The 15589-nt window shown below is 70.2% G+C and carries 14 protein-coding genes; 5 read left to right on the top strand and 9 right to left on the bottom strand.

Features of this window, described 5'->3' with window-relative positions:
* Nucleotides 1-63: 63 nt before the first annotated feature.
* The 6 genes from ACIBEI_RS09100 to ACIBEI_RS09075 all read right to left on the bottom strand — a co-directional run bounded on the left by ACIBEI_RS09100 (nucleotide 64) and on the right by ACIBEI_RS09075 (nucleotide 6367).
* A complete protein-coding gene (locus tag ACIBEI_RS09100) occupies nucleotides 64-378 on the bottom strand; it encodes an L-rhamnose mutarotase (protein ID WP_398886680.1) in 315 nt (104 codons plus the stop codon).
* Nucleotides 379-383: 5 nt separating this feature from the next.
* On the bottom strand, nucleotides 384-1937 hold the full coding sequence (locus tag ACIBEI_RS09095) for a sugar ABC transporter ATP-binding protein (protein ID WP_398886678.1): 1554 nt from the start codon (nucleotides 1935-1937) through the stop codon (nucleotides 384-386).
* Nucleotides 1934-3007 carry an ABC transporter permease gene (locus tag ACIBEI_RS09090; protein ID WP_398886676.1) on the bottom strand — a complete coding sequence of 358 codons (1074 nt, stop codon included), beginning with the start codon at nucleotides 3005-3007 and terminating at the stop codon, nucleotides 1934-1936. Before ACIBEI_RS09090 ends, ACIBEI_RS09095 begins: the two co-directional genes overlap by 4 nt.
* On the bottom strand, nucleotides 3004-4068 hold the full coding sequence (locus ACIBEI_RS09085; RefSeq protein ID WP_398886673.1) for an ABC transporter permease: 1065 nt from the start codon (nucleotides 4066-4068) through the stop codon (nucleotides 3004-3006). The genes ACIBEI_RS09090 and ACIBEI_RS09085 overlap by 4 nt, the downstream gene beginning before the upstream one ends.
* Nucleotides 4065-5156, bottom strand: coding sequence for a mandelate racemase/muconate lactonizing enzyme family protein (locus ACIBEI_RS09080; RefSeq protein WP_398886671.1), 1092 nt, complete (start codon nucleotides 5154-5156; stop codon nucleotides 4065-4067). The genes ACIBEI_RS09085 and ACIBEI_RS09080 overlap by 4 nt, the downstream gene beginning before the upstream one ends.
* Before the next feature lie 119 nt (nucleotides 5157-5275).
* The gene (locus tag ACIBEI_RS09075; protein ID WP_398886669.1) at nucleotides 5276-6367 is read right to left on the bottom strand and encodes a sugar ABC transporter substrate-binding protein; all 1092 of its coding nucleotides are present in this window, start codon (nucleotides 6365-6367) and stop codon (nucleotides 5276-5278) included.
* Between the two features lie 366 nt (nucleotides 6368-6733).
* Between ACIBEI_RS09075 and ACIBEI_RS09070 the strand changes: the two genes are divergently transcribed.
* Nucleotides 6734-7519: a carbonic anhydrase gene (locus tag ACIBEI_RS09070; RefSeq protein ID WP_398886667.1), complete on the top strand. Its 786-nt coding sequence runs from the start codon at nucleotides 6734-6736 to the stop codon at nucleotides 7517-7519.
* 64 nt (nucleotides 7520-7583) lie between these two features.
* On the opposite strand, the gene ACIBEI_RS09065 is transcribed toward ACIBEI_RS09070, so the two are convergent.
* Entirely contained in the window at nucleotides 7584-8645 is a 1062-nt protein-coding gene (locus tag ACIBEI_RS09065) for a M23 family metallopeptidase (protein WP_398887363.1), read from the bottom strand.
* 682 nt (nucleotides 8646-9327) lie between these two features.
* On the opposite strand from ACIBEI_RS09065, the gene ACIBEI_RS09060 reads away from it, so the two are divergent.
* Nucleotides 9328-9843, top strand: a complete 516-nt coding sequence (locus ACIBEI_RS09060; RefSeq protein ID WP_398886665.1) for a hypothetical protein — start codon at nucleotides 9328-9330, stop codon at nucleotides 9841-9843.
* 128 nt (nucleotides 9844-9971) lie between these two features.
* Complete coding sequence (locus tag ACIBEI_RS09055; protein ID WP_398886663.1) at nucleotides 9972-10886, top strand: expansin EXLX1 family cellulose-binding protein; 915 nt, start codon at nucleotides 9972-9974, stop codon at nucleotides 10884-10886.
* A 48-nt stretch (nucleotides 10887-10934) separates the two neighbouring features.
* On the opposite strand, the gene ACIBEI_RS09050 is transcribed toward ACIBEI_RS09055, so the two are convergent.
* Nucleotides 10935-11807 carry a class I SAM-dependent methyltransferase gene (locus ACIBEI_RS09050; RefSeq protein WP_398886661.1) on the bottom strand — a complete coding sequence of 291 codons (873 nt, stop codon included), beginning with the start codon at nucleotides 11805-11807 and terminating at the stop codon, nucleotides 10935-10937.
* Nucleotides 11808-11892: 85 nt separating this feature from the next.
* On the opposite strand from ACIBEI_RS09050, the gene ACIBEI_RS09045 reads away from it, so the two are divergent.
* Both ACIBEI_RS09045 and ACIBEI_RS09040 read left to right on the top strand, forming a co-directional pair.
* On the top strand, nucleotides 11893-12324 hold the full coding sequence (locus ACIBEI_RS09045) for a helix-turn-helix domain-containing protein (protein WP_398886659.1): 432 nt from the start codon (nucleotides 11893-11895) through the stop codon (nucleotides 12322-12324).
* A gap of 103 nt (nucleotides 12325-12427) precedes the next feature.
* Nucleotides 12428-13621 (top strand): epoxide hydrolase family protein, encoded by a 1194-nt coding sequence (locus ACIBEI_RS09040; protein ID WP_398886657.1) that lies wholly within the window; start codon nucleotides 12428-12430, stop codon nucleotides 13619-13621.
* Nucleotides 13622-13769: 148 nt separating this feature from the next.
* On the opposite strand, the gene ACIBEI_RS09035 is transcribed toward ACIBEI_RS09040, so the two are convergent.
* Complete coding sequence (locus tag ACIBEI_RS09035) at nucleotides 13770-15290, bottom strand: glycoside hydrolase family 3 protein (protein ID WP_398886655.1); 1521 nt, start codon at nucleotides 15288-15290, stop codon at nucleotides 13770-13772.
* Nucleotides 15291-15589 lie beyond the last annotated feature (299 nt).

Here is a 15589-nt window from a genome sequence, read left to right as displayed (position 1 = left end):
CGGTAGATCCGGTAGATCCAGTAGACCTGGTAGATCCGGTAGACGCGCCGCCGCCCGACTCCGTCACTCCATGAGGAACACCTGTTCTGCCGTCGCCCACCACTCCCCGGGGGCCGCTTCCGCCACCGGCATCTGGCAGGGGCCGGTGAGTCTCCACCACTGCTGCGTGGCTTCGTCCTCGGCCATCAGGGCCAGGTCCGCCTCGAGATCGTCGCCGTGATATTCGAAGTAGCCGAACAGCCGGTCGCCCAGCAGATGGATCGAGTAGTTGGAGATGTGGCTGCGCCGGATCCGGTCCAGCACCGCCGGTGGCACGTTGCGGTGCAACTCCCGGTATTCGTCGAGTTTTTCCGGCCGTACGGCGATGGCCTGTGCCACGCGTTTCACCCGCTCACCGCCTTCGCGTCGGCCGTATCGGCGGTGAGGTCCGCACGGTCGTGGATCAGGCGGATGACCCGGCCGCTCATACGGTCGTAGTCGCGGTCGTTGTCGACCTCGCCACGGACCCGGTGGTCCGTCATGACGACGATCCGGTCGGCGAGGGTGACCATCTCCGCGAGGTCGCTGCTGATCAGCAGGATGGGCAGGCCGTCGCGGGCCAGGTCCCAGATCAGTTCGTGGAAGGCGTGCTTGGTGCGGACGTCGACGCCCACGGTCGGCTCGTCGATGACGAGCAGCCGGGTGTCGGCGGCGAGCCATTTGGCGAGGCTGACCTTCTGCTGGTTCCCGCCGGAGAGTTCACCGGCGTTCTGCCCGAGCCCCGCGACGCGGATGCCGAGCCGCTCGACGAGGTCCTGCGCCACGTCACGCTCCTCGCGTGCCGAGACGAACCCGAGTGCCTTGGCCAGTCTCCTCCACACCGTCACCGTGATGTTGCGGACGATGGGCTGCTCCAGGAAGACGCCCTCCTCCTTGCGGTTCTCGGTGACATAGCCGATGCCGAACTCGTGCAGGGCCTGGCGCGGCGAGGTGATCCGGGCCGGTCTGCCGTGCACCCTGACCTCGCCGCCGGTGATGCGGTCCAGGCCGAGCACCGCCTTGACCAGTTCGCTGCGTCCGGCGCCGACCAGTCCGTACAGGCCCACGATCTCCCCGGGCCGGACCTCCAGGCTGATGTCACGGTGCCCGCCTGCCGTGGAGACCGCGTCCAGTACGAGAGTTGGGGTGGCGGAACGGTCGACCGTGCGCGGGCGCATCTCGGTCGCCGCGTGGGCTCGGCCCACCATGAGGCCGACGATGTCGTCGTGGGTGTGGTCGGCCAGCGGCGCGGACTCCAGCACCGACTTCCCGTCGCGCAGCACGGTGACGGTGTCGCAGACCGCGAAGACCTCCTCCAGCTTGTGGCTGACAAAGACGACACAGGCGCCGCGGGCGGCCAGCCGCCGGATCACCTCGAACAGCCGCTCCGTCTCCTGCGGGGAGAGGGACGCGGTGGGTTCGTCGAGGAGCAGGACCCGGCTCTCGGTGTAGAGGGCCTTGGCCGTCTCCACCAACTGCTGCTGGGCGACGGACAGTTCACGTACGGGCTGATGCGGATCGAGGTCGACACCGAGTTCCGCGAGACACGCCAGGGCCGGTGCGGTCATGGCCTCGCGGTCGACCAGCCCGCGGTTCGAGGGAGGCTTCTGCAGGGTGATGTTCTCGGCCACCGAGAAGCCCGGGATCAGGTTGCGTTCCTGGTGGACGACACCGATGCCGGTACGGGTCGCCTCCAACGGCGAGCGCAGGTGCACCGGTTCGCCGCACCATGTGAGCCGGCCGCCGTCGGGGGAGTGCACCCCGGTGAGGACCTTGATCAGGGTGGACTTGCCCGCGCCGTTCTCACCGAGGAGCGCGTGCACGGTGCCTGCGGTCAGCCGCAGCCCGACGCCGTCCAGCGCCCGCACACCGGGGAAGACCTTGACCAGGTCGTGGCATTCGAGAAGGACCGTACTCACCGGGCACCTCCCGGTTGCGGCAGGACGGCGGGTGGCTGCTTGCCGCCCTCCGCCGGTGGGGCTGCCGTGCCACCGGACTTCCCCAGCCGAGTCTGGTGCAGGCGGCCACCGGCGACCGTACCCAGGACGACCAGGCCGATGAGGAGGTTCACCCAGCTCGGGTCCAGCGAGAACTGTGCTCGCGCGGCATCGATCAGCCGAGTCACGAAGGCCGCGAGGACGGTCCCGAACACGGCGATGGAACCGCCGGTGAGTGCCACGCCCCCGATGATGGGCGCGGCGAAGCTCGGCAGCAGCCAGTCGCCGCCGACGCTGCGGTTGACGCCCGGCAGCGAGGCCGTGGCGGTCACGGCGGCGACGCCGATCAGCAGCCCGGACAGCGTGTGCGCGGTGACGATCTGCCGGTCGGTGGAGATACCGGAGAGCCTGGCGGCCAGGGGGTTGCCGCCCGCGGCGAGGAGCCGCCGGCCCGCGACCGTGCGGTACATGAAGGCGGCCAGCAGGGCCGCCGCGACGAGCGCGGTGACGAAGACGAGGGGGATGTTCAGCGGTGCCGCCGTGCCGAGGTCGCGCAGCGTGGGGGAGTAGCCGTCGACGGTACGTGTGCCGGTGAGCCGGTACTGCGCTCCCAGCAGGATCGTCATCGTGGCGAGGGTGACGATGAACCCGTTGATCTGGGTGGCCACGATGACGAGGCCGGTCACCAGGCCGACGGCCGTCGCGGTCAGCAGGCCCACGATCACGGCGACCGCGGCGGGCACGCCGTGGTCGGCCATGAGGACGCCCGTCAGGCAGGCGGTGAAGCCGCCCAGGGCACCGACGGCGAGATTGAGCTGCCCCACGCACAGCGCCACCATCTGGGCCAGGCCGATGAGGATGGGGGTGGCCAGGTACTGGAGGAAGACGCGCACCGAGGGGCCTTCGAAGAAGGCGCCCGACGAGGCCACACCCAGAGCCACGTATCCCGCCACGACCACGCACAGCAGCATCGCCGTCGTGGAACGGGAGAACCGGCGCAGCGACGCGCCGCCCCAACTCCCTTGACCGCGCAACGCGTTCAAGCGGTTCATGTCGAGCGCACCACCTTGCGATAGGACACCACGGTGCGTATCCGGTCGGCCGACAGGGCCAGCATGAGGACACAGCCGAGGTAGATGTTCAGGCTTTCCAGGCCGACGCCGAGCAGGTCGAGGCCCTTGCGGATCACGCCGACCAGGGCGGTCCCGAGCAGCGTGCCCAGCACGGACACCACCCCGCCGGTGAGCAGGGTGCCCCCGAGCACCGCACCCAGGAAGGACGGCAGCATGAAGTCGTTTCCGATGGAGGCTCGGAAGGTTCCCGTGCCGGCGGCGGCCATGAATCCGGCGAGCGCCGCGAGCAGCCCGGAGAGCGTGTGCGCGAGCAGGACACGGCGCCCGGTGGGAATGCCGGACAGCTCGGCTGCCGCCGGGTTGGCGCCGGTGAGCAGGAGTTCCCTACCAATGCGTGTGCACCCGTACAGGAAACCGAGGCCGACCATGGCGAGCACGGTGAACTGTGCGATCTGCGGTATGGCGGGTGAGCCGCAGATGGGCCCCGCACAGATGTCGGCGAGCGAGTAGGACCGCAGTTCGTCGATTCCGGACGGGCGGGTGGTGAAGGCCGCGTCGTCGGTGAGTGCCGAGTACAGCAGGGACACCAGACCCAGCAGGGCGAAGTCCATCGCCAGTGTGACGACGAAGGAACTCACTCCGGTACGGGCGATGAGCCAGCCGGTGACAGCGCCGATCGCGGCACCGGCGGCCAGGCACAGCAACAGCCCGACAGGCATCGGCAGACCGAGCCGGTCGTACCCGAGGCCCGCGAACATGGCCCCGAAGGCCGCCATCCGCCCGACCGCGAGATTCATGTGCCCCACCGACAGGGCGACCATCTGCGCGAGCGCCACCACGGTCAGCGTGGCGACGTCCCGCAGGAGCGGGAAGAGCACCAGGCGCTGGTCGAGGAACGCCGGCCGCAGTACGCCGAACAGGACACTGAGCGCGACCACCAGCACCAGCAGGCCGAGCCGCTGGTTGACCCAGAACGGCATGCGGTGACCTGCCGCCTTCTCCTCCGGGACGGTGTCCGGCGGGCTGATGGAGGTCGTCATGCCACCCTCCGGTCGTCGAGGGCGTCCAGGTCCCAGTCGATGCCAATGCCCGGCAGGTCCGGCGCCACGGCCATGCCGTCGTGGATGGCCAGCTCGGTCCGGGTCACGGCACGCAACTGCGGTATGTACTCGACGTATTGGCCGTTGGGCACCGCGGCGGCGAGGCTGACATGCAGTTCCATCAGGAAGTGCGGGCAGACCATGACGTTGTGACTCTCCGCCAGGTGCGCGACCTTCAGCCACGGTGTGATGCCACCGATCCGGGCGGCGTCGACCTGCACGACGGAGGTGGCGCCGGCCTCCAGATAGCTGCGGAACTGCATGAGCGAGTACATGGACTCCCCGACGGCGACGGGAATCCGGGTCGCGCCCGCGAGACGGGCGTGTCCGCTGATGTCGTCCGCGGGCAGCGGCTCCTCCAGCCAGTACGGGTCGTACGGCTCCAGCGCCGCCGCCAGCCGGAGGACGGAGGACGCCGTCTGGGACTGGTTGGCGTCGGTCATGATGTGCAGCGAGGGGCCGACGGCCTCGCGGACCGCGCGCAGCCGTTCCGCGTCCTCGGCGGGATGCGGCCGGCCCACCTTGATCTTGACGCCCGCCCACCCCGCCTCCTGGGCCCGCAGGGCGCCCTTCACCAACTCCTCGGCGCTCAGGTGTAGCCAGCCACCCTCGGTGTCGTAGACCGGCACCTCCCGGCGGTGTCCGCCGGCCAGCCGCCACAGCGGCTCGCCCGCCCGCTTGCACCGCACGTCCCACAGGGCGGTGTCCACGGCGGCGAGGGCGAGTGAGGTGATGGCTCCCGTGGTGGTCGCCCGGATCAGGGCGAACAGCCGCTGCCACAGCGCCTCGACGTTGCGGGCGTCCTGTCCGACGAGGGCGGGCAGCAGATGGTCGCGCAGCAGGGCCAGTACGGACGTGCCGCCGGTGCCGATCGTGTAGGTGTAGCCGGTTCCCGCGACGCCTTCCGCCGTCTCCAGGTCGACCAGGACCGTCTCCTGTTTGACGAAGGACTGCACCGCGTCGGTACGGTCCTGCTCGACGGCGATGTCGGCCAGCCGGGCGGCCGCGGCCGTGATGATGCTGCTCATTCAGCAATTCCGTTTTCTGTCGGGTGGTTGGCCGTCAGCGGTGGCCAGCCATCAGCGGTGGCCAGCCGTCAGCGGTGGTTGGCCGTCAGTGGTGGTTGGCCGTCAGCGGTGGTCGGCGGTCAGCCGCAGGAGAGGACCTTGTCGGCGAACTGCTGCTTCAGCTGCGCGGTCTTCGCCTGCCGCGCCTTGTCGTAGCCGGAGACGTTCGCCTTGTCGACGATGAACGAACCGGAGTCCACCTCCACCCCGGGAGAGCGCACCGTGCACTGCTTCGTCTGCAGCAGCGCCAGGGCCCACGTTCCGATCTCGGCCTGACCGACCGGGTTCTGCACCACGGTGGCCGTGACCGTGCCCTGCTTGATGCCACTCAGGATCTTGGCGTCGTCGTCGATGGCGATGACCTTCGCCTTCGATCCGGACGTGCTGACGGCGTCCGCCGCGGCGACCGCCGGGTTGTAGGCGGTGGCGACGATGCCCGTGATCTTGTCGCCCTTGGCCGCCATCAGGTCGGACACCGCCTTCTGCGCAGTCTGCAGATCCGTGTCGATGTCGGTGATGGTCTGCAGGAGCTTCACCTTGCCGCCCGTCTCCTTCACGGCCTGACCGACACCTTTGATCCTCAACTGCGTATTGGCGTCAACGTTGTTGCCGGTCAGGTGAACCAGAGTGCCGCTGCCGCCCATGGCCTCGATCGCCGCCTTCGTGGCTTTGTAGGCTGCGAGTTGGACGTCGGTGGAGAGGCAGAAGTCGGCCTCGTCCTTGTCACCGGCGGGGCAGGAACCCAGGGACGCCACGGGGAAGCCCTGCGACTTGAGGTCCGCGAAGGTCGAGTTGATGTCGGTGGGGGAGACGCCGAACACCCCGAAGGAGTTGTAGCCGCGTGCCGCCAGCGTGGACAGCAGGTTGTTCTGCTTCTGCTGGTCCCACTCCGCCGTCTCGTCGAAGGTGACGGCCCCGAGGCCGTAGGTCTTTCGCGCGGTGGTGACCGCCGCCTTCCAGGGCTGGAAGTACGGGTGGGCGCCGCCGGGCACGAGGGCGACCTTGGTCCGGGAACCATCCACGAGTTCGGCGCCGCCGCCCGTCCGTGCGGCCGGCGCGGCCTGACCGCCGGACTCGGTGCCCGAGTTCTTGTAGGTACAGGCCGCTGTCCCCGAGGCCAGCACCACGGCCGCGACAACTCCGGGCAGGACAGATCTGGTTGGGAAGCGCATGCCCCACCCCGCAGAATCAGATAGGAAATCGATGCGGAGATCGTGGGACAGGAACGCTGGCGCGTCAAGACTTGCGGCACGGGCCGATGGCGTAAGGGGAGGTTTACGCTGCTAAGTCGCGGATGGTGGTGGCTGCAGGGCGACCTTGGAGGGTTCGGCGCCCACGCTTTCCGGCAGGTCCGCGCGCCCGCAAAATCATATAGGAAACTGGGCTGACCATGCCCAGGGCCGGCACCCGAGCCATGGCCAAGGAAGTGCCTCGGAGTACCCAAGAACAGTTCAACACTCGATCATGGTTCATCCATGCTCGTCCATGATTCGGCAAGCCGAACGGAGGGGTGTTGGCTCGGACGTACGTTCCCGTCCGTGATCTCTGAATCAGCACCCCACAGAGCTGTCCGCCAGTCGCGGTCGGCCTCAGTCGCCCCGATCTCCGGCGCGACACCCCCCGCCCGGCGCTCCCTCCTCCGCGCCGCGCTCACCGGGACCGCGGTCCTCGGCGCCGGCCTGGCCGTCGGCGCCGCACCCGCGGCCGCCGCACCCCCCACCGCCCCAGCGCGCAAGCGGCCCACGACGGCCGAGGAGGCCCTGCGTGAGCTGGCGGCGGGCAACCGCCGCTGGAGCACGTTCCGCGAGCGGCACCCCGACGAGTCTCCCGCCGTCCGGCAGTCGCTGACGACCGCTCAGCACCCCTTCGCGCTCGTGCTCGGCTGCATCGACTCCCGGGTGCCTCCGGAGCTGGTCTTCGACCAGGGCCTCGGCGACCTGATGACCATACGCAGCGCGGGCCAGGTCCTCGACGAGGCCGTGCTCGGCAGCCTCGCGTACGGGGTGCTCGAACTGGGGATCCCGCTGCTCATGGTGCTCGGCCACCAGTCGTGCGGGGCCGTGAAGGCCACGGTCCAGGCGGACGAGTCGGGCGAGGAACTGCCCGCCCACATCCAGTACCTGGCCGACCAGATCAGCCCGGCCATCGACTACACCAAGGAGGGCGACGCGCGCATCGACGCGACGATCGACGCCAACGTACGGCTCATACGGGCACGCCTCGCGGCGGAGCCCGACCTCGCAGCAAAGGTCGACTCGGGCGCGCTGGCCATCGTCGGCGCCCGCTACGAACTGACCACCCAGCGGGTGCACCGCATCAGCTGAACCTCGTAGGCCTGGGGGCGGCTGCAGCGGACAGTCGCCGCAGCCGCCCCCGCAGCCGCAGCGGTCAGCGGGCGGTGCTCAGCCAGGGCAACGGGTCCATGTACTGGCCGTCGAGGAGGACCTCGAAGTGCAGGTGAGGTCCGGTGGACAGGCCGGTGGAGCCGACGAGCCCGATCGGGGACCCTGCTGTCACGGTCTGGCCCGTCGTGACCTGGAGGGCCGACAGGTGGCTGTAGGTCGTCTGCAGCCGCTTGCCGCCGATCGTTCCGTGGTCGATCACCACACGGATCCCGTACGCCGAGGTGGTGCCCGCGAACTCGATCCGGCCGTCACGCGCGGCGGAAACCTGTGCTCCTTGAGGTGCGCCGAAGTCCACTCCCGTGTGGAGCTTGGTGACGCCGGTCAGCGGATGCGTACGCGATCCGAAGGACGAGGTGACCGTGAGGGTGCTGACGGGAGGGGTCAGTACGGCGGTGGCGTTCTGGCCGCCGTTCTGCTCGGGGTTTCGACGGACGAGCGCGTCGTACCGCGGAAGCCGTGCCTTGACCTTTTCGAGGAATGCGCGTGCGTCGGCGGGAACACGGCCCGCCTGCTTCACGGTGTCCGTCCCGACCGTGTAGGCGGCGAGCGTGAGGTCCACGAGGTTGCCGCTGACCGTTCCCTCGGTCCTGAGGCCGGTCACCTTCTCGGCGAGAGAACAGTCCTGCCGGCCGAGGGCCATGATGGCGTCCTCCGGATCACGCGGCGAGGAACGGCCGTTGGCGTTGTCGTCCCGGCCCCAGGTCCGCCATTGGGCGTCCGTGAAGCCTGCGATCCCCTGCTGAGACAGGCTGGCGCTGTCGTTGCTCCACCCGGAGAGCTGATCGATCTGAGCGGCGAGCAGGGAGGGGGTGACGACCGTGCAGGCGTCAGCCGCCTTCCGCAGCCAAGGGACGTACGAGGCATCGACGTTGGCGACGGACGTCTGTGCCGGATCCGACCCCTCGGACTGGTCGGGAGAGAGTCCGCCGGTCAGGGCCAGATATCCCGACACCCCGATCAGCGCCAGCAGACTGGGCGCCACGATCAGGGCGAAGGGCCCGGGACCGCGGCGCGGCCGCCGTTGCTTCTCGTCCGCGGGCGGCATCGCCGACAGGCGCTCATGCTCCGGCGGTTCATCATCGATGACGTCCTCGGACACCACGACATCCGCCGACCCGTCCGGCCCGGCATGATCTGCCGACCCCGGACGTGTCCGGTGGCGACTGAACGCCCCGTCGGCGCCAAATCGTTCGGCCGTGCTCGTCGCCTCGTGGACGGCCGGCGCGCCTTCCCTCTCCTCGGTCACGTGCCGGGCCGGCTGCGCGGAGTCAGTGCGACTGGGCGTGGCGTCGGCGGTGGGATGTTCGGGCTCACGGTCGGACGCTAGCGGCCCCCCTTGCAGGAGTCACCGGTCATCGAGGCACTGTGGCCTGCCCGAAGGGGCAGCTTCGATGTCCGTGCGCATATCGGCTGGAGCGGGTCGGCAGGGCTGAGCGAGGTCGAAGCCGTCGTCGCCGACGCCGCACTGCTCGATCACTACGACGGGATGGCGCCGGCCGCACCCTGGGCTCCGACGGCCGCGTTCGTAGCACCCCGCACCTGCACCCGCACCCGCACCCACGACCTCCTCGACCGTACGTCGATCGCGCGCCTGGGGTGGCGGCGCCATCCTGCACGCGAGTACGGATGGGGCGCCGATTGCAGAACCATCACATCTAGCGCACATCTTCCACGCATCACCCACCGGGCACTACGGTCACTCCACCTGAAATGCCCTGGGGGACGAGATGGTCAATCCGCACAACGCACCCACACCCACACCACAGACACCGCGCCCGCCCGACTCCCGCCCGCTTCACAAGCGCGTACTCGTGTGGATCGGCGGCTCGGGTCTGTTCATCGCGGGCGTTCTCGTCGCGGCCAATGGAGGCGACGGGCAGGAGTCCGTCGAGACCAGAGTCAAGCCCGCGACGACCATCACGGCGACCGTAACGGCAACTCCCGAGCCCGCGCCGACGGTCACCGAGACCGTCAAAGCCAAGACGCAGCCCCGCCCCACGGTCACTGTCACCAAGACGGCAGCGGCCGAGGTCGCAGGCAGCGGCAGCGAGAGCGACAGCGGTAGTGGTGGCGGTGGCCAGGACAGCGTTGGCACATGCTCGATCGTCTCCAACGCGGGGAACTGCTACTCGGCGGGACAGTTCTGTCGGAACAGTGACCACGGGGCGACAACCACTACCGCCGCCGGTACGAAGATCAAGTGCGCGTACAGCGCGAACGCGTGGCGCTGGACTTCCATCTGACGGGACAGGGCCCCAACCACCCCACAAACTCAGGCTTGCCGCCGTGCTCCCGGGTCTGGGAGCATCACTGACTCCGCGCCCGCGGCCGTCAGGTCGCAGTAACCGGTCGCGGCAGTCAAGGAGGTCCCGTGCACAGACGGTGGCTGTTCATCGCGGCGGCCGGGGCGCTCATCGTTGCCTCCTTGATCGTGGGGCTGGTTGTCGATCGCAAGGACGACACCGGGGACGCCGAGGCCAAGCCCGTCGCCGGTACTCAGGCGGGTGTCCCGCCCGCGACGGTGTCTCCGACCGTGTCCGTCGGCGCGACCGAAGCTTCGGCGACGCCGTCGGCCGAGCGCAGTCCGCGGAAGGAGTCCGCCGGCCCCACCGCCACGTCGGCGAAACCCTCGGCCGCGGACACTCCGCGGACCGGGTCCGCCGCCGCGCCGTTGGCGGGGCGGATACGGCCCGGTACCACCTACCGAGGCGTCGCCACGTTCTACGACGCGGACGGTTCGGGCGCCTGTATGTACGACGCGAGCGGCGACGTCATGACCGCGGCGATGAACAGCACCGACTACGAAACCGCCAAGGCGTGCGGGGCGTACGTACTCGTCCGCGCGGCCAACGGGGCGTCGATCACGGTTCGTATCACCAACGAGTGCCCAGGGGACTGCGCGCCCGGTCAGATCGACCTCAGCGCGGAGGCCTTCGCCAAACTCGCCCAGCCCTCGGCCGGCAAGATCCCGATCACGTGGACGCTGTCGAGCCCGAGTGCCGCCGGCACGGTCTCGGTCCGGTACAAGACAGGGTCCAGCCGCTACTGGTGCGGCCTCCAGGTCATCGGTCACCGCAATCCGGTGGCCCGGCTCGAAGTACGCGCAGGCAGCGGCTGGCGTCAGCTGTCGCGCGCCGAATACAACTACTTCATCTCCGACGACGGCACCGGGTGCGGCGGCGCGATCAGGGTCACGGACATCTTCGGAGAGCAACTCACGCTCAACGGGGTGGCGTTGACGGCGAACGCCGTGCAGTCGACCGGAGCCCAGTTCGCCAAGCGCTGACGAGGGTTCGGTTCCCCGGCCACCCCGTTCACACGGACGATGCTCGGGTCATGCGGACGATGCCCGGGCTCCGACCAGCCAACTGGCCGCGGTGAAGCGGACTTCCGTGCCGTGCACGAAGGGGTCGAAGGCGGCGCGGACCGTTTCGATCACCCGCGCGCGGGTCTGCTCGTCCGCCTCTCCCAGGATCAGGCCGAGCGGACCGAACCGGGAGAAGTAGCGGATCAACTCGCTCTCGGGGAGCGTGCAGGTCACGTCCCTCGGCTGGATGTCGATCCCGGTCCAGCCGGCCTCCGCCAGGATGCGCCGGACCCTGTCCGCGTCCGCGAAGGCGAACTGCCCCGGCTCGTCCGGCCGGCGGGCGGGGAGGTTCGGAAGGAGCGGTGCCGCGGCGCGTTCGGCCGTCGTCATGAACGGATTCTCCGCCGGGCCGCGCCACGCGATGAACCGGAGCGCGGCCCCGTCCTTCGCGGCACGCCGCAGGTTCGCGAAGGCCCGGACGGAGTCCTTGAAGAACATGACGCCGAAGCGCGACATGACCGCGTCGTAGGTGGCGGGCTCGAACGCGTACTCCTGCGCGTCGGCGTGGACGAACGACGCCGGCGTATCCGTCTGCTCGGCGCGCGCCCGGGCCGCGGTGAGCATCGGCTCGGAGATGTCGACGCCGACGACGTGCCCTGCCGGACCGAGCCGCCGCGCCACGGCAAGCGTGGTGGAGCCGGTGCCGCAGCCGACGTCGAGCACGCGGCCTCCCTCGCCGAGCACATGGCCTTCCCGATCCGCGGACATCGCTTCGACGAGGAGGTCTTCGAAGGGCCTGAGCACGCCCTCCACCAATGACTGCGCCTCGACCCAGGCATTGGCGGCGGGCCCGTTCCAGCGTGCCGCCTGCTCGTCATCGGTCCTGTGCGTGGCGTCCATGTTCGTCTCCTCCGCCTGTCCTCTGCTTGCCTTCAACGGGCCTCGGTGAGAGCGTGCTACTTCAAGTCGACTTGAGGTCAAGAGAATGACAGACCTGGACATCTCCGAGGTGGCGCACCGCGCCGGGGTTCCCGCCTCGACACTGCGGTTCTACGAGGAGAAGGGGCTGATCACCCCGACCGGCAGGCGAGGTCTGCGCCGTCAGTACGATCCCGGCGTACTGGAGCGACTGGCGCTGATCGCGTTAGGGCGGACCGCGGGGTTCTCGCTCGACGAGATCGCGCGCATGGTCGCGCCCGACGGGCAGCCACGCATCGACCGGCAGATGCTCACGGACAAGGCGGAGGAGCTGGACAGGACGATCCGCGAACTCGGCGTCCTGCGCGATTCCCTGCGGCACGCCGCTGCCTGCCCCGCGCCGAGCCATATGCAATGCCCCACCTTCCGCCGCATCCTCAAGGCCGCCGTGTCCGGCGTTGTCGGAGTCCCGAGGAAGCGGGCCTCGGTGCCACCGTGACCCCGGCACCCCCGGTAGCTCCCGGTTGCCCGGCACCCCAGCACCCCGGCACCCCGCGAAGGCTGCGCGAACACGCCGGGGCGCGGCTTGTAGGGTGCGTCCCATGTCGGACGCTTCGCCCCGCCCCGAGCCGTTCACACCGCACACCGATCCCGCCGTGCTCGAAGACCTCCGTACGCGGCTGCGCGCGACACGCTGGCCGGACGCGCCCGAGGACGCCGGGTGGTCGCTCGGCACCGACATCGCCTACCTCCGCGAGCTGATCGCCTACTGGGCGGACGGTTTCGACTGGCCCGCGCAGGAGGCGGCGCTCGCCCGACTGCCCCGCTTCCGCGTCCCGCTCGGCGGCCTGGGCATCCACTTCGTACACGCCCGGGCCGTCGCGCCGACCGGGCCCGTCCTGCCGCTCATCCTCAGCCATGGCTGGCCGGACTCGTTCTGGCGCTATACGAAGGTCGTCCCACTCCTCACGGACCCGGGCGCGCACGGCGCCGACCCCGCCGACGCGTTCGACGTCGTGGTGCCGGACATGCCGGGCTTCGGGTACTCCGACCGCCCCGCCGGTCCGCTGCTCGACACCATCGCCGTCGCCGGACTGTGGGCCGAGCTGATGAGCGTCCTCGGCTACGAGCGGTTCGGTGCGGCGGGCGGGGACATGGGCAGCCACGTGAGCCGCTACCTCGCGCTCGAGCACCCCGAACGGGTCGTGGCCGTGCACCGTACGGACGCGGGCCTGCCCGTCTTCACCGGTGACCCGGCGGAACTCACGCCCGAGGAACGCGCCTGGTTCGAGTCCGTCGCGGTCTGGGGCCGGGCCGAGGGCGCCTACGGCGCCATGCAGAGCACGAAGCCCCAGACCGCCGCCGTCGGGCTCACCGACTCGCCGGCCGGGCTCGCCGCGTGGATCGTCGAGAAGCTCCGGTCGTGGAGCGATTGCGACGGCGACATCGAGCGGGCGTTCACCAAGGACGAGATCCTCACGAACGTCACGCTCTACTGGCTGACGGGGACGATCGGTTCGTCGATGCGCGTGTACAACGCGAACGCCGCGATCCCGGCCGAGCAGCGCACCCGCCGGGTCGAGGTGCCGTCCGGCTTCTCGATCTTCCGCGGCGACGTCGTCCGCCCGCCACGGGCCTGGCTCGACCGCACCACGAACGCCGTACGCGTGACCGAACCCCCGCGCGGCGGCCACTTCGCACCGTTCGAGGAGCCCGAGCTGTACGCGGAAGAGGTGCGCGCGTTCTTCCGCCCGTTCCGGGCAGCGGCGACGGCAGCAGCAGCCGCATCGGGCTGAAGGCGCGGCCCGCCCAAGGCAGACCGGCACACCGGCCCGCCCAAAAGCAGCCCCGCACACCGGCCCGCCTCTGTGCGCGGCCAGGCCGTGGCATCCCAAGAAGCCACGGCCTGCCGGGCCGCACGGCCCAGCACCCCCGCCCAACGGCCTACCGCGTCCCCACCAACACCTCCGCGGCGGCCACCCCGGAAGCAGCGGTGGCGCCATGGGTGAAGATCTGAACCGCCCCCGGAACAGCGGCACTTGGCAGGCCCATCTCCACGACGATCGCGTCGGGACGCGCCGCGACGAGGTCCCCGAGGGCGCGGGCCATCCACTCGTGCCGGGAGGCGTCCCTGACGACAACGACCAAGGGGCGCCCGGCGGCTGGCTCCAGCGCGCAGGTCTTGAGGGCGCTCATGGCGGCGGTCCGTGAGTCCAACTCCTGGTGCCGCACCCGGGCGGTGGTCGTGCCGGGCAGCCGCTCGCTCAGCGGTGCGGCGACACCCCACGGTGTCTCCTTGCCGATGGCCAGGTTGGTGGTGGCGACGAACTCCACCACGTGCGGCGCGGCGGACAGGGGCAGGGCGTCCCGTGCCGCTCCGGCCAGCCGGATGGCGCGGCGGGCGGCCGTGAAGCCGATGTCGTTGCTGATCGCGTCGACGGTGTCGGCCTGGACCAGGCCGGCCGACCAGTCGGCGAACGCCCGTACACGCCCGGCCGCTTCCTCCAGTCGCTCCCGGGTCAGGTCGCCGGAGACCACGGCGTCGGCGAGGGCGTCGGCGAGAAGGCCGACGGTGGCCTCCTCGGCGTTCTCGCCGCCGACACAGACCGCGTCGGCACCGGCGGCGACCGCTTTCACCGTGGCGCCGTCGATCCCGTAGAGGTCGGCGACGGCACCCATCTCGATGGCGTCGGTGACCGTCATCCCCTCGAACCCGAGTTCCCCGCGCAGCAGGTCGCCCAGGATGCGCGGGCTGAGTGTGGCGGGCAGGTCGCGGTCGTACGCGGGGACGAGGAGGTGGCCGCTCATCACCGCGCGGACACCCGCGTCCAAGGCGGCCCGGAACGGCGGCAGGGCCTGGGCTGCGATCTCCTCGCGGTCGGCGCCGTACGTGGGCAGGCCGTGGTGGGAGTCGACGGCGACGTCGCCGTGGCCGGGGAAGTGCTTGGCGCAGGCGGCGACGCCGGCCGACTGAAGTCCCCGGATCCACGCGGCGGTGTGCCGGGACACCACCTTCGGGTCGACGCCGAAGGACCTGACCCCGATGATCGGGTTGTCGGGGTTGGAGTTGACGTCCGCGCTGGGCGCGTAGTCGAGACTCACGCCGATGGCGCGCAGCTGGCGGCCGAGGCCCGCGGCGACGGACTCGGTGAGTTCGGTGTCGTCGACGGTTCCGAGGGCGAAGTTGCCCGGCCGGGTGGAGCCGGTCGCGGACTCGATCCGGGTGACGTCGCCGGCCTCCTCGTCGATGGCGATGATCAACTCGGGGTTTTCCGCGCGCAGTTGCCCGGTCAGCTGGGCGACCTGGTCCAGCGAGACGATGTTGCGGGAGAAGAGCACGACGGATGCGAGCCCGTCGCCGATCTCGCGCAGAACCCAGTCCGGCGCCTCGGTGCCCACGAACCCCGGCTGCAGGACGGAGAGCGCCAGCCGCCGCAACTCCTTGCTGTGCTTGCTGGAGACCATCGAGTGCGTTCGCCTTTCGGGTAGGGCCCGCGCGTCGGAGCCGCCGATGACGGCGCACCGACACCACGACACAGCTTGGTACAGACCAATGAGTTTCCGCTCAGGCTAACCGCTTGTGTCAAGAGGTGGGTTGGGTAGCTGCGGGGGTGTTGTCCTGGGGCTGTTGTGCCAGGTGGTCCGGCTCCCGTGTGCTCGCAACCGGTCTTCGGCGCAGGCGATTTGGGTGCGACGCACAGTCAACGACCATGTTTGACACGACGGTTGGTCTAGTCCAGGTTAGTGGCACGCGAGTTCGAGGG

Origin of the sequence: Streptomyces sp. NPDC050988, from assembly GCF_044456225.1 — a bacterium.
In the GTDB taxonomy this organism is placed as follows: domain Bacteria; phylum Actinomycetota; class Actinomycetes; order Streptomycetales; family Streptomycetaceae; genus Streptomyces.
Note: the sequence above shows the minus strand (reverse complement) of the source record. Positions and strands in the feature narration are given on the sequence as shown.

What these genes read in the sequence shown, in the direction of transcription:
- ACIBEI_RS09090 (WP_398886676.1), bottom strand. Translation starts at nt 3,007, where the DNA reads ATGAACCGCTTGAACGCGTTGCGCGGTCAAGGGAGTTGGGGCGGCGCG.
- ACIBEI_RS09045 (WP_398886659.1), top strand. Translation starts at nt 11,893, where the DNA reads ATGACAGACCTGGACATCTCCGAGGTGGCGCACCGCGCCGGGGTTCCC.
- ACIBEI_RS09065 (WP_398887363.1), bottom strand. Translation starts at nt 8,645, where the DNA reads ATGCCGCCCGCGGACGAGAAGCAACGGCGGCCGCGCCGCGGTCCCGGG.
- ACIBEI_RS09085 (WP_398886673.1), bottom strand. Translation starts at nt 4,068, where the DNA reads ATGACGACCTCCATCAGCCCGCCGGACACCGTCCCGGAGGAGAAGGCG.
- ACIBEI_RS09075 (WP_398886669.1), bottom strand. Translation starts at nt 6,367, where the DNA reads ATGCGCTTCCCAACCAGATCTGTCCTGCCCGGAGTTGTCGCGGCCGTG.
- ACIBEI_RS09050 (WP_398886661.1), bottom strand. Translation starts at nt 11,807, where the DNA reads ATGGACGCCACGCACAGGACCGATGACGAGCAGGCGGCACGCTGGAAC.
- ACIBEI_RS09040 (WP_398886657.1), top strand. Translation starts at nt 12,428, where the DNA reads ATGTCGGACGCTTCGCCCCGCCCCGAGCCGTTCACACCGCACACCGAT.
- ACIBEI_RS09060 (WP_398886665.1), top strand. Translation starts at nt 9,328, where the DNA reads ATGGTCAATCCGCACAACGCACCCACACCCACACCACAGACACCGCGC.
- ACIBEI_RS09080 (WP_398886671.1), bottom strand. Translation starts at nt 5,156, where the DNA reads ATGAGCAGCATCATCACGGCCGCGGCCGCCCGGCTGGCCGACATCGCC.
- ACIBEI_RS09035 (WP_398886655.1), bottom strand. Translation starts at nt 15,290, where the DNA reads ATGGTCTCCAGCAAGCACAGCAAGGAGTTGCGGCGGCTGGCGCTCTCC.